Genomic DNA, 14829 nt, shown 5'->3' with positions numbered 1-14829 from the left:
CCAGGGTCGTCTTTTGGCCGTGAATTGACCGGTGCATGGTGGTTTGCTGGTTGGTGTTTTCAGCGATTGTTTGCTGACGATGTGCCCCTACAGCTTTGGCTGCTAGTGAGCGCGCGTGGCTTCGCCGGTATCCTTACCCAACCCCTCTCCCGCAGGAGAGGGGCTCTGGCGTCCTCCCGGCAGTAGAGAGGCCTGAGCGTCCTTCCGCGTGAGGGAGGGTTGAGCATCGCGTTGACGACTTGCAGATGCTCGGTACATCGTTGTCGGCGCCTGCCTGATGATGCTTGTTGGATGACTCTCCAATCATGTGGCGGCCCGCAGGCGCACCACCTGGCCTGGTAGGGCGGCAACGCGCCGTCTATGCGGCGATGATCCTGGGCGCGCTCACCGAGCGGCCAAGGCAGCCATGACCGCGTGGCGTGCGTGGTCATGGCGGCGCTGCCCGAGTGGGTTCGCGCGGTTCCGATGGCGTCCCCGAGGCAGTTCGATGCAGGTGACGGCGCCAGCTTCTGCCGCTGCATCGACAGCACTGAGTCGATTACTGATTTGGCGTGCTGGCGGCGGCTTGCAGGCGTGCGACTTGGCCTAACAGCGCCAGGCGAGCGCGGGCGTATTCGGCGATCACCAAGGCAACCATGACCGAGGGGCGTTCGATGGTGCCGGTGCGGGCAGCCAGTTCGATGCGCCGTGCCGCGTTGGACACTGCCTGCGCGCCGACGTTGGCGCTGGAGGATTTGAGGGTGTGGGCGAGGTCGCGCAGCTGCATGCTGTCGCGATTGGCAGCGGCCGCTTCCAGTTGTTCGATGATGAGCGGGGCGTCTTCCAGGAACAACTGCAGGATGGTGATGGTGTCCGCGCCAGCCACTTCGTACAGCTCGTCGAGGACGCTGTTGTCCAGGATCGGCAATGCGCGTGCCTGCGTACCGGCGCTGGCGCTTTCGGGATCGTGTGTGGCCTGGCCGGTCGTGCTTGGGCCGGGTAGCAGCGCCTGACGCGGCAGCCAGCGCTGCAGGCAGGCGTCGAGCTGTTCGCGTGCGACCGGCTTGGAGAGATAGTCGTCCATGCCGGCGGCCAGACAGCGTTCGCGGTCGCCGGCCATGGCGTTGGCGGTCATCGCCACGATCGGAATCGGGCGGCCGCCGCTTTCGGTTTCCATGGCGCGCCAGCGGCGGGTGGCAGCGTAGCCGTCCAGCACCGGCATCTGGCAATCCATGAATACCATGTCGTAGCGGGTGGATTCCATGCTGGTCAGTGCGGCTTCGCCGTCGGTGGCGGTGTCGGCCTCGAAGCCAAGCACCGCCAGCAGCTTCTGCGCGACCAGCAGGTTCACCGGGTTGTCTTCCACCAGCAGGATGCGCACGTCGCGCGCGTTGGCTATTGGCGGCGGCAACGGCTCGGGGATCATCGCCGAGGCCAGCGTGGCGGTGTGGACGGGCTTGGGATCGGGCGGCAACACCAGGGCGCGCAGGGTTTCGTCCGGGCTCTGGCGCGGCACCAGGGTGGCGTGATCCTGCAGTTCGCTCGGCACCGGCTCTTCGCCGTACAGCCAGATTAGCCGCGCGCCATTGGCATCTTCCGGACGGGCGAGGGCGCGATGCACGGCGCGCGCGCTGTAGCGCAGCGTGTCGTGGTCGGCGATGACGCAGCGGAAGCCTTCTCCATCGCTATGGCGGCGCACGCGTTCCAGCGCTTCCTGGGTAGTTTCCATCAGCACATGCGACACGCCCCAGCTGTCGAGCAGGCGCTTGAGGCGTTGCGACAGGCGCGCATCGGAGCTGATCACCATCACGCGCGCCGCCTCGGCGCCGGTGGCCTGCTGCAGGTCGCCGATGACCTTGAGCAAGGGGATTTCGAACCAGAACGTGGCGCCGCGCCCGGGTTCGGATTCCACGCCGATGCGGCCGCCCATCAGGTCGATGATGCGCTTGCAGATCGCCAGCCCCAGCCCGGTGCCGCCGTACAGGCGCGTGGTGGAGGCGTCGGCCTGGGCGAATGAGCGGAACAGGCGTGCCTGCTGATCCGGGGCGATGCCGATGCCGGTGTCGCGCACCTGGAAGCGCAGCAGATGCTGGGCGCGGGTCTCGCCCAGGCGACGCAGCTGGATGTCGACGCTGCCGCGCTCGGTAAACTTGATCGCATTGCCGATCAGGTTGCCCAGCACCTGGCGCAGGCGGATCGGGTCGCCGCGCACCAGCAGGCGCACCGACGGTTCGATATCCAGGCTCAGGCGCAGTTGGCGGCCTTCGGCGGTGCGCTGCAGCAGTTGCACGACGCCGTCGAGCAATTCGCGCAGGTTGAAGGTGGTGATTTCCAGTTCGAGCTTGTTGGCCTCGAGCTTGGAGTAATCGAGGATGTCGTCAACGATGCGCAGCAGCTGCAACGAGCTGCCGGTGGCGGTCTGCAGCATGTCGCGCTGATCCAGGCTGAGCTGGCCGCTGGAGATCAGTTCCAGCATTGGGATGATGCCGTTGAGCGGGGTACGGATCTCGTGGCTCATGGTGGCCAGGAATTCGCCCTTGGCCAGCGTGGCGGCTTCGGCCGCCTGTTTGGCGCGCAACAGTTCCTGTTCGAGTTCGCCGTGGCGCTGCAGTTCCTGTTGCAAGCGTTCGCGGGCCAGCTCTGCCTCTTCCAGGCGCTGTGCCAAGGCTTGCTGCGCACGTGTGGCCCGGTGGGCGGCAGCTGCGGCGCAAATGCCGCCCACCATTGCCATCACTGCCGCTACCGTGGTGATCGCGCGCCAGGGGCCTTGCAGCGCGGACCACTGCAAGCCTGCACCTAGCGCTGCCGCGAGCGCCGCCAGCGTTGCCGCGATGCTCCAGGCGCGGGGGCCTCCAGCCTGCGCTGTCACTCAGAGCACCGCGCTCGTGAAATCGAAGTCCAGTTCCTTGCCGACCGTCTGCACCAGGTTGCCCTGGATGAAATCCACGCCGCTCATCCACATCGCAGCGGCCGCCTGCGGGTCTTCGATGCGCTGGCCGATGATCAACAGGCCACGCTGATGGGCGATGTCGATGACGCCACGCAGTTCGTCGCGCACTGCGGCATTGCCATGCGCATCGGCGAAGCGATTGGCCATGCGCACGAAGCTCAGCGGCAACTGGGTCAGCAGTGCGTTGGCTTCGTCGCCCGGTTCGAACTGGCTGAGGCAGAACTGCACGCCGGCCGGCATCAACTTCGCGCAGAACTGCTGCACGGTGACGGCATGAATCAGCGCATCGTCCAGGCGCAGATCCACGATCAGCGATTGCCCGGCAACGCCGCGTTCGACCAGTGCCTTGAGCAGCCAGTCGGCAAAGGCGTCGCGGGCCAGCGTGCGCGGTGATTGCGACACGAACAGGCGCAGCGGCGGGCTGGCGTGCTGGTACAGATGCAGCAAGCCCAATGCGTGGTCCATGACCTGCTGGTCCAGATCGGCGATGCGCCCGGCCGCTTCGGCGGCAGGGATTACCTGACCAGCTGACAGCAGGGTGCCATCGGCCTGGCGCAGCCGCAGCAGCACCTGGTATTGCGCGGTGTCACCGCCGGCCACGGCCACGATCGGCTGGTAGGCCAATTCGAGCTGGCCGTCGACCAGGCGCAGTTGTTCCTGTTGCTCGGCCTGGCTGGGTGCCAGATAGGTCTGTACGCCGTCGCTGCGCAGGCGTGCCTGCAGCGCAGTGCGCTCGACCGCTTCCAGCGCGCTGCCGGTGTCGTCGAAGCCCAGGCCCAGCGGTGCCACGCCGATGGCGCAGCGCACGTGCACGGATTCTTCTTCGCGTACCGGGAAGGCGTTGGCGGACAGCCGCTGACGGATCTCCAGCGCCTGCTGTTCCAGGCTGGCTTCGGGCATGTCCACGGCCAGCAACAGGAAGCTGTTGTCGTTCAAGCGCGCCAGCGGGTAAGGCTGGGCGGCACTGGCCAGGCGGTGCCCGGCCTGAGTCATCAGCCGCTCGTAGGCGGCGTAGCCATAGCGTTCGCGCAGGCCGAGCGCACTGGCGATCTCGATGAAGAACAGGCCGCCGGACTGCCTGCGCTCCAGCGCGTCGGTGAGCAGGTCCATCACGTGGCCGCGCGTGGGTAGACCGGTTTCCGGATTGCTGCGCACGCTGATCTGTTCGCCGGCTTGCTGCAGCGCTTGTTGGCGTGCGCGACGGATGCGGTTGGACACCGCGGCAATCAGATGGCGCGGGCGGATCGGTTTGGTGAGAAAGTCGTCGGCACCGCTGTCGAGCACTTCGAACTGGCGCTCCGGGTCCGGGTCGCCGGTGAGGAACACGATCGGCAGCAACTGCTGACCGGGCTGCTGACGGATCAGCGTGGTCAGGCGGATGCCGTCCAACTCGGGCATGTGCAGGTCCATCAGGATCAGATCCGGGTGATAGTCCTGGATAGCCTGCGGCACGCTGGCGGCAGCCATTTCGACCTGCGCGTGCATGCCGGCGCCGTGCAGCACGCTCTGCGCGAACAAGGCCTGCGAGCGATCGTCTTCGACGATGAGCACGCGATATGGCGCATCGGCTGCAACGTTGTCGTCGCCTTCGCGCGATGCGGCTGCGGACGTCGGCGGCGCGGTGGGCGTCGATGCCGATGCGGCACGTGCGCTGCCGACGGCGGCTGCCGGGCGCGCCGCCACCACGGGGGCAGCCGAACTTGGCGCAGCTGCAACGGCAGGCGCAGGAATGATCGTCGCGCTTACCGGCGCAGCGTCGTCAGACGTCGCGGCAGCCTCATCGGCCCAGCGACGCCAGTGGTCGGCCGGCGGGGTCTCGGCGCGCAGTGGACGATTACGCGTGGCGGTGTCGTCACGTGTGGTGGAAACAACCGGATCTCGGGCGGCCATCGATACTCCCTACAGTCGCTGTGATTATGCGATGAACTTCACGATAGCGGGGAGCTACGTGCAGCCGGCGTGGCGGTGGAGCGCACCGGCGCGACCAGTCGACGCATGCCCCGCCACAACAATCGCCAGACCCACCACACCACCAGCGCAGCCAGCAGGCTGGAACCCACCGCAACACTCAGTGCCAGCCATGGGTGCGCCAGCGCCAGTGCCAACGCCGTGGTAGCGATGGTGTCCTCGGCCAGCGACGCGACCCAGTTGCTGGCTGGTTCGGGTGAGGTGTTGAGCAATGCGCGGGTTCCGGCCTTGAGCGTGTGGCTGGTGAGCGCCACGCCGGCACCGGCCGCCAGGGCGCCCGCGCCCAAATTGCCGTCTGGCGAGAGCGTCGCCGCGGCCAGGAAGGCGCCAGCCGGCACGCGTGCCAGGGTCTGCAGCAGGTCCCAGCCCGAATCCACGCCCGGGATCTTGTCGGCAAAGAATTCGGCCACTGCCAGCGCGCCGGAGGTTCCCAGCACCCACCACGACTGCGCCGGATGCAGCGCCGGCGGCAAGTCGATCCAGCCCAGCAGGCCGGCCAGGCCGACGCCGAACACGGTGAGATAGACCCGGATGCCGGCCAGCCAGGCCAGCAAAATGCCGATCACGAACAGATGCGCTTCGCTCATGGCGTGGTTCCCTGCAAACAATTGCAGAACTATCGCAGAACTTTGGGATAACCGCCGGTCCAGCGCCAGCGCGACGATTGTCGGGGCTCTGGCACACTACGCCGCCCATGATTGCGCCGGCCCGTCCGGATCCAATGCCCATGAGACCAGCCGCACGCGTGCAGATCGTCCAACGTGACTCCGGCGGTGGCCGTTTCAATGGCCGCTGGCTGTGGCTGGTGGTCGCCGTCGTATGGCTGGCCTCGCTGGGCGCGGTGTGGTGGATGGCCACGCGCACCGCCGTCCCGCGCCTGGTAGAAGCCGAGGCAGCGCTGCAGCAGGCGCAACGCAGCCAGTCCCAGCAGCGTCGGCAGATCGAGCAGTTGCAGCAGCGTCAAGTCAATCTGGCGATGTCGGACAAGATCAGCCGCGCGGCCAATACCGAAGTGCAGGCCTCGCTGGCCGAGCGCGACGAGCAGATCGCCGCGCTGCGCGCCGACGTGGCCTTCTACGAGCGCTTGGTGGGCTCCACAGCGCAGCGCAAGGGGCTCAATGCGCACTCGGTGCAGTTCACTGCCGAGGCCGGCGGCACCTGGAATTACAGCGTGGTGCTCACCCAGAACCTCAACCGTGGCGCGATCAGCCAGGGCCAGCTGCGGTTTGCGGTGGAGGGCGTGCGCGCTGGCAAGCTGGTGACGGTGAGCTGGAACGAACTGCACCAGAAGCCCGATGCTGCCGGGCAGCCGTATTCCTTCCGCTATTTCCAGCAACTGGACGGTAGCGTGATCCTGCCGAAGGATTTCACCCCGCAACGTGTCAAAATCTCCCTGAGCGGCGATGGGGCGCCGGTCAATCAGACATTCGATTGGAAAGTCGCCGGCAATGGCGCGGGGGAGTAGCTCATGTTCGGAAACAAGTCCAACCGTGGTGCGCAGACTGTGGTCGATACCTTGATCGGGCCGCAGGTGGTCATCCGCGGCGACCTGATGTTCAGCGGCGGGCTGTATGTGGAAGGGCGCATCCTGGGCAAGGTGATTGCCGAAGAAGGCGCCAGCGCCACCTTGACGGTGGCCGAGCAGGGCAGCATCGAAGGTGAAGTGCGCGCGCCGGTGGTGATCATCAGCGGCCAGCTGACCGGCGATGTGCACGCGGCCGAGCGGGTCGAACTGGCCGCCAATGCGCGCGTGCAGGGCAATGTGCATTACCAGGTGGTGGAAATGAGCGCAGGTGCGCAGCTCACCGGGCGGCTGATCCACGCCGCCACTGCAGGCGCAACCGCGGCGCTGCCGGCGCCAGAAGCCAGCCATGCCGAGCCGGTGAAGGCGCTGCAGGCCGAAACTGCCGACGCCTGAGTGCAGCGTGCGCGGTGAACGCCGCCGCAGCCGTGGGTTGAAGTGGGGCCGTCTGGGCCCCATGCTGACGGCATGAGCACGCTCGTTTCACTTCCTACCGCCGCCCCGGCACCGGACTACCAGTCCATCGACCGGCCACTGAACTTTTCCGTGGCCGCCGCCGCCAAGGTGCGCGAGCTAATCCAGGAAGAAGGCAATGCCGACCTGGCATTGCGTGTGTATATCCAGGGCGGCGGGTGCTCTGGCTTCCAGTACGGTTTCGAGTTCGACGAGAACCGTGCCGAGGACGATCTGGCCGTGGCCACCGATGGCGTGACTTTGCTGGTCGATCCCCTGAGCCTGCAATACCTGATGGGCGCCGAAGTGGATTACACCGAAAGCCTGACCGGCGCGCAGTTCGTGATCCGCAATCCCAATGCGAAGACCACCTGCGGGTGCGGGAGCAGCTTCAGCGTTTGAGCGCGCGTGGATGCATGCTGATTGCCGGCGTGTGGCGCGTGTTTCGGTACGGTGCCTGTTGCGATGACAGCTTGATTCTTGCGCGTGAGATCGAGCGCGGCAGATATGCGCGCGCTGCGCCGGTGGGTATCGAAAGCCTGGCAATGCGTTAGGGTTCGTTGCAGGTGACGTGACTGGTCAGCGTTGTGTTCTTGTCTCGCTGCGCGAGCGGTGATGATCGCGGTGAATTGCTCCCTTCGCCGCTGCAGCTCGGCGGACGACTGCAGCCGACCTTCACGATGCGGCCACCGATGCGGCCTGCGCATTGCGCGAATGGCCACTACTGCTCAGACATGCGTTTGAGTACTTCAACTGCCGATCATTTCCACCGCTATCCTTCACTGCGATAACAGCGATGTGCGCCACGTAACAGCGCGCAAGCAGCGTCCATGCGCGCAGTCGGGGGAAGATGGCCTGCGCTACGCGCAGCGCTGTAGCCATGTTCTACATGATGGTAGGAACACAGCGTATCGCGGCCTATCGATTGCCTGATACGCAGCCGATTGCTTGAATTTCGCGCGCAGCGCGCCACCGGCGCGTGCCTTAACGCGCAACTAATATCTGGGCGTTGCAGCTTTCGCGGCGCGCGCGCCGGCTTCGTGCGTGGGCGATGGTGCGTAGATCGAGATGGCCATACTGCGTGCGCGATCACCGCTGGCGTCACGATATGCGCGTTTTATCCAGGCATTGCCGCTTGTCCATGCTGATGCATCTCGGCCGGCTGCGCATGCCATGCCTTGGGTCGATTCCAAACGGTGGCGCAGTAACCGCTCCTACTTCTCCCGCACGTCGATCGGGCAGCCGCTGCCGATGTCGCGTTGCGTGAGTATTCCTGCCTATTCCGTCCATTCACCAGAGAGCATCACTCCATGTTGCAGATCAACTCCCGATCGGCGTTTGGCCTGGCGGCCATGTTGGGTATCGCCAGCATAGTGCTCGCACCCAGCGCGCAGGCTGCGCCCGCACGCGGCACCGTGCTCACCAGCAATGTCCTGACCAGCTATACCCGTGATGCGATCGGCGCAATGCTTGCCTCTGGTTCGCAGCCCGAGCAGCCCAAGTGCAACGTCCGCGTTGCCGAATTCACCTATGCAACCATCGGTGTCGAGGGCGAACCGGCTACCGCATCTGGCGTGTTGCTGATCCCGGGTGGCGAGCGTTGTACCGGCCCATATCCCTTGCTCGGCTGGGGGCGTCCGACCGAAACGGTTCGCGCTGAGGAGCAGGCCAAAGACATCCGCGATGCCAAGGGCAACGACCCGCTGGTCACGCGGCTTGCCAGCCAGGGGTATGTCGTCGTCAGCAGCGATTATCTGGGGCTCGGTAAATCCAATTACGGGTTTCACCCATACCTGCACAGTGCGTCCGAGGCGAGTGCGACCATTGATGCGATGCGCGCGGCGCGCAGCGTATTGCAGCGTTTGAACACGCCGCTTTCGGGCAAGGTCATGCTGTCGGGTTATTCGCAGGGCGGTCAGACTGCGATGGCCACCCAGCGTGAGATAGAGGCGCATCTGTCCAAGGAATTCCATCTGGTGGCCAGCGCCCCGATCTCCGGGCCCTATGCGCTACAGCAGACATTCCTGGATAGCTGGAGCGGTCGTAATGCGGTCGGCGAAAACAGCTTCGGCATCATTCTGGGGAGCTATGCCATCGTCGCGATGCAGCACGTCTACCACAACATTTATCTTGAGCCCGGACAGGTGTTTCAGGATCCGTGGGCTCCCAAGGTGGAGCCATTGTTCCCGGGTAAGCAGAGCCTGACCGATCTGGTTCTCGGCGACACCCTGCCAGGCATCGATCAACTCAAGGCGTATTTCCAGCCCGGCTTCTATCGCGACTTTGCCAGCAACCCTGCCGACCCGTTCCGTCAGGATCTGGCACGCAACGATGTGCTGGCGTGGGCGCCGCAGACGCCGACGTTGCTGTGCGGTTCGTCCAACGATGCCACCGTGCCGCTCAAGAATGCGCAGACCGCCATCGCCAGCTTCAAGCAGCACGGCAGCAACCAAGTGTCGTTGGTGGATATCGGCACTGGCAACCCCAGCGACAACTCGGCCTTTGCCCATCTGGAGACCAACGAGCCGTGCATCGTGGCAGTGCGGCATCAGTTGCTGGACAAGCAGCGCTAACGCCACGGTCAGTGTTTGACGTTGCCGGAGAGTCTGCAGGTGCGGGCGTCTCGAACGCCCGCACCTGCAGGGTTTGTCGCTGTGATTGGGGGCAGTGCATGTGCCCCTGAGCACAGGCAAACGTGGGTTCCTCACATTGACGCACCCCTGCGCTGGCCTGCGAGCGTGCCACGTGCGGCCTGCCGTGAACCACGGGCCAAGCCAATCTCCAGCGCGAGCGGCGCCCGCGTCTGAACACGCACCGCAGGTGCGGCCGGCAGAGTGCGTACCACTGTTGCAGGCGCTGCCGATAATCGGCAGGCTTGCGCCGATGTCAGCGTCTCTTTTTTCAACTTCCGGTTTTGCCTTCACCCACGCGCCGCTTGATCGCGGCGATGTGCTGCGTGACGATCCCGACGCCCTGGCGCGTCTGTGGCCGCAGGGCCGTGTGCTGTTGCTCGATGCCAAGGGCGCGGCGCTCGCCGACGCCGAGGGCCAGCCGCTGTTGCTGGATGGCGCGGCACTGGCCGACGGGCCGGAGGCGGCGATCTTCCTGGGCCTGCGCGATGCGGTGGGCTGGTTTTGTGTGCCGGCCGACATTGTCGCGGTGCAGGCGCCGCAGCGGATCGATCTGCGCCAGGCGGCGGCCGACTGGCCAGCCGACATTGCCACCGCCTTCGCCTATGCACGGGCGATGCTGCACTGGCAATCGCGCACGCGCTTTTGCGGCGTCTGCGGCGGGGCGATCGCGTTCCGGCGCGCCGGCTTCATCGCGCACTGCACGCAATGCCAGACCGAGCATTACCCGCGCGTGGATCCGGCCATTATCGTGGCGGTGAGCGATGGCGCGCGCTTGCTGCTCGGTCGCCAGGCCAGTTGGGCGCCGGGCCGTTATTCGGTGATTGCCGGGTTTGTCGAACCGGGCGAGTCGCTGGAGCAGACCGTGGCGCGAGAAGTGTTCGAAGAAACCCGCGTGCATGTGCAGGACTGCCGCTATCTGGGCGCCCAGCCGTGGCCGTTCCCGGGCGCGCTGATGCTGGGCTTCACTGCGCGTGCCGCGCAGACCGAGGTGCCGCAGGTCACCGGCGAGCTGGAAGACGCGCGCTGGGTCAGCCATGTGCAGGTCGGTGCCGCGCTGGCCGGCGAGGGTGACATCGGGTTGCCGCCGCGCATCTCGATTGCGCGTGCGTTGATCGAGCACTGGCACCGTACGCATGGTTGAGCCTGGCCAGCGCCGGGGCATTGCAGCGGCGCTTGCGTCCGCTCGGCTAGACTCGGCTGAGGAGGCCCACCCATGTTCACCACCCTGGTAGCCGTTGTCGTCGCACTCACGCTGGGCCATCTGGTGCCGGCGCAGGCGGCCAGACTGCGCAATTTCGCCTGGTTCGGCCAATGGTTGCGCCGGCTGGACAGTGACGCGGCCGGGCGCGGTGCGTGGCAAGGCCGCTATGGCGTGCTGCTGGCAGTGCTGCCGGCGTTGCTGCTGGTGCTGCTGGTGCAGTGGCTGCTGGACGATGTCTGGCACGGCTTTCTGGATTTGCTGTTCGGCGTGGCGGTGCTGGCCTGGACCTGGGGCCCGCGCGATCTGGATCGCGATGTGGAAGCGGTGATCGACGCCGACGAGCCGCACACGCGGCGCGACGCGATTTCGCACCTGCAGGCTGCAGGCGGCAGCGTGCATGAAGACGCACCGTCGCTGGTGGAAGCGGTGGTGGTCAATGGCCTGCGGCGCTGGTTTGCGGTGCTGTGGTGGTTTCTGCTGCTGGGGCCGTTCGGCGCGGTGTTGTACCGGCTCACTGCATTGGCGGTGGAAAGCCCGCTGGCGGTCCTGCTGCCGCCTCGCAATCTGGCCGGCGCGCGTTGGCTGCTGGCGGTGCTGGAATGGCCGGTGGCGCAGTTGATGACGGTGTCGATGGCACTGGTGGGTAATTTCGACACCGTGTTCCGTGCCTGGCGCGAAGCGGATGGCAGCCGTTGGTCGCTGGAACCGCATTTTCTTGGCGCCGTTGCACGTGCCAGCGTCAGCGCAGAGCTGCGCGAAGAAGCGCACGACTACACCGATTCGGGCCTGGTGCCGGTCTGGCGCCGCCTGCCGGAAGTGCGCGATGCGATGAGCCTGGTCTGGCGCGTGCTGCTGCTGTGGTTGGTGGTGCTGGCGTTGTTGGTGATTGCCGGATGGGTGCGATAACACCGCGCCTGATTGCAAACAGTGAATCACCCGTGCAACCGGTGATGGAAAGCTCAAACGCATCGCCATTGACGTCGACGACAAGCCGGCTGCCATCTTCGAACTGGATGACGACTTCGCTTGGTCGGTGATGTCGAGCAGTCTTAACTGCCTTCCCGGTTAGAGTTCAGTCGCGCGCTCGGATGCTTGTTCCAAGTTCACAGCGTTGATGCTTGCGGTCTAACCCGGCGCCAGTAGCGTAAACGGGTACCACGGCAGGTTCCTTGCGACCCAATATGTGGGCAGCGCCCACAACCAGAATTTTGGTTCGGACATCACTGCGACGACCGGGGCGAACCAGCGCGCGCGCCAGCCGGCTTTCCACGCGATCAGGCCGGGTAGGGTAAACAGGCCAAGCACGGCGGCCGGATTCATGGCGAAGGCGCCGGGCAGGTCGAAATGCACCAGCGCATACAGCGCGCGGGTCATGCCGCAGCCGGGGCAGTAGCAGCCGGTGACAGCACGAAACATGCAGGGCGGGAACGGGCTGTTGCTCGCATTCGGATCGAAGCGATACAGCAACGACACGCCCAAGGCGGCCACGCTGGTGGCCGCCCCCAGTCCAAGCCAATGGCGTGGACGCAGTTCCATTACTGCATGTGCTGCAACTGCTGCATGTAATCCATGTAGCCCTGCATGCCGCCGGTGGCCACCATGCCGATGTTGATCAGCAGGCCGATGGCAGCCAGCACGCTGGTGACGATGCACCAGGTCTTGGCGGTGTTGGAGGCACGCCGTGCGCCATCGATGTCGCCCTGGTTGAGCAGGCCGTTGACCTTGCTGGAAAACACGATCGCCACGATGCCGGAGATCAGGGCCGGGCAGCACAAGCAAAAGCCGAGCACGGTGGAGACGATCGCCCAGATCAGGTGATTCGGCACCGGGCCGGGTGCGGCGCTGGACGAGGGATGGATCGGCGGTGGCATGGCACTCATGGTGAAGCTCCTTGGGTGGTAAACGACAACAAACGGATCGGATGCGAGGGGAGGGAGATGGCGGCCGCAGCGCGACGGACGGCAGCGTGCAACGTGCCTGCGGGGCGATACAGCGCTGCAACCGTGCACCGCCGACAGGCGCGACGGCTGCCGGTTGCAGCAGATGCCTCAGACACCAGATTGAGCACGACGACATCCCCCGGCACGACCGGCCGCGTCCGTTTGGCGGGCGCGGCGGCGAAGCGTGCAATGGCGCACAGGCTACTCGCGGTGCGCGACGGACGCAAAGCACGCACCTGACGGGCTCAGGGCTGATCCTGACGCAGCGCGCGCACCTGGCGTTCCAAGAGCTCGGCGCTGGCTTGATCGCCGGCAATCGCTGCACCTGCCACCACTTCGATCTGCGCGCGCATCCGTCGCGGCACCCGCATGCGGCCCAGGCGCGTGTCGCGCCGGCTCCACATGCTCGACCACATGCCGCGCAGCGCCATCGGAATCACCGGCACGCTGCGGCGCTGCAGAATCTTCTCAACACCCGATTTGAATGGCGCGATCTCGCCATCCTTGGTCAACGCACCCTCGGGGAAGATGCACACCAGCTCGCCATCGGCCAGCGCGGCATCGATGCGGTCGAAGGCTTGCTGCATCAATGCCGGGTCTTCGCGCGCGCCGGCGATCGGGATGGTCTTGGCGGTGCGGAAGATCCAGCGCATCACCGGGATGCGGAAGATCTTGTAGTACATGACAAAACGCACCGGGCGCGGAATCACTGCCGACAGGATCAGCGCGTCCATGTAGCTGACGTGGTTGCACACCAGCAATGCGGCGCCGTCGTCGGGCACGTGCGTGTCGATGTCGCGTGCACGCAGGCGGTACAGCACGCTCACCAGCACCCAGCTGAGGAAGCGCATCAGGAATTCGGGCACCAGGGTGAAGATCCACAGCGCCACCAGCGTGTTGGCGAGCGCCAGTGCCAGAAACACCTGCGGGATGCTCAGGCCCGGCAGCGGAATGCGCAGCCCGAACAGCACCACTTGCGGCAACTGCAGTGCGATGCCGATCACGGCGGCGGCCACGATGAACAACGCGTTCTGGATGTTGAGCCCGGCGATCACGCGCGACAGCTCGGCCTTGGGCGTGCGGCTCTGGATCAGCGCAAACAACGGCACCACGAACAGGCCGGTGAACAGGCCGATGCCGACCAGATCAACGATCAGCCGCACGCTGCCGGGCTGCTGCACGAACTGGCCGATCGACAAGCCAGTGACCGGCGCCGCACCAGGACGGGCGAAATACAGATCCAGCAGGAAGGCGCTGATGCCGAACGCACCCAGCGGCACCAAGCCGATTTCCACGGTGCGTCCTGACAGCCGCTCGCACAGCAGCGAGCCTGCGCCGGTGCCGATCGAAAACAGTGCCAGCGCGAATACGTACAGGTCCTGCTGTCCGCCCAGGTTGAGCTGCGCATAGGTGGGCAACTGCGCGGTCAGCATGGTGCCGATGAACCAGAACCACGACACACCTAACACCGAGTTACGCACCGCCAGCGTGCGCCGGGTCAGGCGCATGATGGCGCGCGATTCGGGGATGGGATTCCAGTTGATCTTCAGCTCGGGCGCGCCGGCGTCGACGCGCGGTACCAGCCGCGCCACCAGGTTGCCGGTGAAGGCGATGACGATCACCGCAGTGGCCGCAGCTTCCGGACCATGGCTGCCGGCGATCTGGAAGATCAACCCGCCGAAGATCATGCCGCACAGGATCGAGATGGAGGTGCCCATCTCGACCAGACCGTTACCGCCGGTGAGTTCTTCCGGCTTCAGCACCGAGGGCAGGATCGAATATTTCACCGGCCCGAACAGCGTGGACTGCAGGCCGGTGCAGAACAGCGCAATCAGCAGGATCACCATGTTCTCGGTGATGAAGCCCACCGCAGCCAGCGACATGATCGCAATCTCCATCGTGGTGGTGATCACGATGAGCTTCTGTTTTTCCAGCTTCTCGGCGATCTGCCCGGCCAGCGCGGAGAACAGGAAGTACGGCAGGATGAACAATGCCGGCGCCAGGTTCGTATACAGCGTGCGCTGCGCGGCATCGATACCGAGATAGAACAACAGGCCGATGATGGCCTGCCGATAGACATTGTCGTTGAACGCGCCCAGCGCCTGGACGGCGAAGAACGGCAAGAAGCGGCGCTGCCTGAGCAGGACGAACTGACTGTGACCGGACATGCAGTTTCCTTTGCG

General features: G+C 65.6%; 12 protein-coding genes. 6 read left to right on the top strand and 6 right to left on the bottom strand.

Annotated elements, in window-relative coordinates; genetic code table 11:
* Positions 1-538: 538 nt before the first annotated feature.
* From M0D43_RS08815 to M0D43_RS08805, 3 genes are read right to left on the bottom strand one after another with little or no spacing between them, the layout of a single operon-like run.
* Entirely contained in the window at positions 539-2848 is a 2310-nt protein-coding gene (locus tag M0D43_RS08815; RefSeq protein WP_252164332.1) for an ATP-binding protein, read from the bottom strand.
* The gene (locus tag M0D43_RS08810) at positions 2849-4819 is read right to left on the bottom strand and encodes an EAL domain-containing protein (protein ID WP_260808139.1); all 1971 of its coding nucleotides are present in this window, start codon (positions 4817-4819) and stop codon (positions 2849-2851) included.
* A 38-nt stretch (positions 4820-4857) separates the two neighbouring features.
* Positions 4858-5484 (bottom strand): DUF4126 domain-containing protein, encoded by a 627-nt coding sequence (locus tag M0D43_RS08805; RefSeq protein WP_252164330.1) that lies wholly within the window; start codon positions 5482-5484, stop codon positions 4858-4860.
* Positions 5485-5624: 140 nt separating this feature from the next.
* Here M0D43_RS08805 and M0D43_RS08800 point away from each other — a divergent pair, with 140 nt between their 5' ends.
* From M0D43_RS08800 to M0D43_RS08775, 6 genes are all read left to right on the top strand, one after another.
* Entirely contained in the window at positions 5625-6362 is a 738-nt protein-coding gene (locus M0D43_RS08800; RefSeq protein ID WP_313905055.1) for a DUF6776 family protein, read from the top strand.
* 3 nt (positions 6363-6365) lie between these two features.
* Complete coding sequence (locus tag M0D43_RS08795) at positions 6366-6815, top strand: bactofilin family protein (protein ID WP_252164328.1); 450 nt, start codon at positions 6366-6368, stop codon at positions 6813-6815.
* Between the two features lie 72 nt (positions 6816-6887).
* Positions 6888-7274 carry an iron-sulfur cluster insertion protein ErpA gene (gene erpA, locus M0D43_RS08790; RefSeq protein WP_002808218.1) on the top strand — a complete coding sequence of 129 codons (387 nt, stop codon included), beginning with the start codon at positions 6888-6890 and terminating at the stop codon, positions 7272-7274.
* A gap of 908 nt (positions 7275-8182) precedes the next feature.
* Positions 8183-9445, top strand: coding sequence for a lipase family protein (locus M0D43_RS08785; protein WP_252164327.1), 1263 nt, complete (start codon positions 8183-8185; stop codon positions 9443-9445).
* A 310-nt stretch (positions 9446-9755) separates the two neighbouring features.
* Positions 9756-10646, top strand: a complete 891-nt coding sequence (nudC, locus tag M0D43_RS08780; RefSeq protein ID WP_252164326.1) for an NAD(+) diphosphatase — start codon at positions 9756-9758, stop codon at positions 10644-10646.
* A gap of 72 nt (positions 10647-10718) precedes the next feature.
* Positions 10719-11612 (top strand): cobalamin biosynthesis protein, encoded by an 894-nt coding sequence (locus tag M0D43_RS08775; protein WP_252164325.1) that lies wholly within the window; start codon positions 10719-10721, stop codon positions 11610-11612.
* Positions 11613-11831: 219 nt separating this feature from the next.
* Here the strand turns inward: M0D43_RS08775 and M0D43_RS08770 are convergent, their stop codons facing one another.
* The 3 genes from M0D43_RS08770 to M0D43_RS08760 form a co-directional block, all read right to left on the bottom strand.
* Positions 11832-12242 carry a DUF2752 domain-containing protein gene (locus M0D43_RS08770; protein ID WP_252164324.1) on the bottom strand — a complete coding sequence of 137 codons (411 nt, stop codon included), beginning with the start codon at positions 12240-12242 and terminating at the stop codon, positions 11832-11834.
* The gene (locus tag M0D43_RS08765; RefSeq protein WP_005920117.1) at positions 12242-12586 is read right to left on the bottom strand and encodes a CD225/dispanin family protein; all 345 of its coding nucleotides are present in this window, start codon (positions 12584-12586) and stop codon (positions 12242-12244) included. The genes M0D43_RS08770 and M0D43_RS08765 overlap by 1 nt, the downstream gene beginning before the upstream one ends.
* A 305-nt stretch (positions 12587-12891) precedes the next feature.
* Complete coding sequence (locus M0D43_RS08760; protein ID WP_252164323.1) at positions 12892-14814, bottom strand: MFS transporter; 1923 nt, start codon at positions 14812-14814, stop codon at positions 12892-12894.
* Between the last annotated feature and the right edge of the window lie 15 nt (positions 14815-14829).

Origin of the sequence: Xanthomonas prunicola, from assembly GCF_025266575.1 — a bacterium.
Taxonomy (GTDB): Bacteria; Pseudomonadota; Gammaproteobacteria; order Xanthomonadales; family Xanthomonadaceae; genus Xanthomonas; species Xanthomonas prunicola.
Note: the sequence above shows the minus strand (reverse complement) of the source record. Positions and strands in the feature narration are given on the sequence as shown.

Bases quoted from the DNA above. Each gene is read 5' to 3' on its own strand.
- M0D43_RS08795 (WP_252164328.1), top strand. From the start codon at position 6,366: ATGTTCGGAAACAAGTCCAACCGTGGTGCGCAGACTGTGGTCGATACC.
- nudC (WP_252164326.1), top strand. From the start codon at position 9,756: ATGTCAGCGTCTCTTTTTTCAACTTCCGGTTTTGCCTTCACCCACGCG.
- M0D43_RS08760 (WP_252164323.1), bottom strand. From the start codon at position 14,814: ATGTCCGGTCACAGTCAGTTCGTCCTGCTCAGGCAGCGCCGCTTCTTG.
- M0D43_RS08800 (WP_313905055.1), top strand. From the start codon at position 5,625: ATGAGACCAGCCGCACGCGTGCAGATCGTCCAACGTGACTCCGGCGGT.
- M0D43_RS08805 (WP_252164330.1), bottom strand. From the start codon at position 5,484: ATGAGCGAAGCGCATCTGTTCGTGATCGGCATTTTGCTGGCCTGGCTG.
- M0D43_RS08770 (WP_252164324.1), bottom strand. From the start codon at position 12,242: ATGGAACTGCGTCCACGCCATTGGCTTGGACTGGGGGCGGCCACCAGC.
- M0D43_RS08775 (WP_252164325.1), top strand. From the start codon at position 10,719: ATGTTCACCACCCTGGTAGCCGTTGTCGTCGCACTCACGCTGGGCCAT.
- erpA (WP_002808218.1), top strand. From the start codon at position 6,888: ATGAGCACGCTCGTTTCACTTCCTACCGCCGCCCCGGCACCGGACTAC.
- M0D43_RS08810 (WP_260808139.1), bottom strand. From the start codon at position 4,819: ATGGCCGCCCGAGATCCGGTTGTTTCCACCACACGTGACGACACCGCC.
- M0D43_RS08785 (WP_252164327.1), top strand. From the start codon at position 8,183: ATGTTGCAGATCAACTCCCGATCGGCGTTTGGCCTGGCGGCCATGTTG.
- M0D43_RS08765 (WP_005920117.1), bottom strand. From the start codon at position 12,586: ATGAGTGCCATGCCACCGCCGATCCATCCCTCGTCCAGCGCCGCACCC.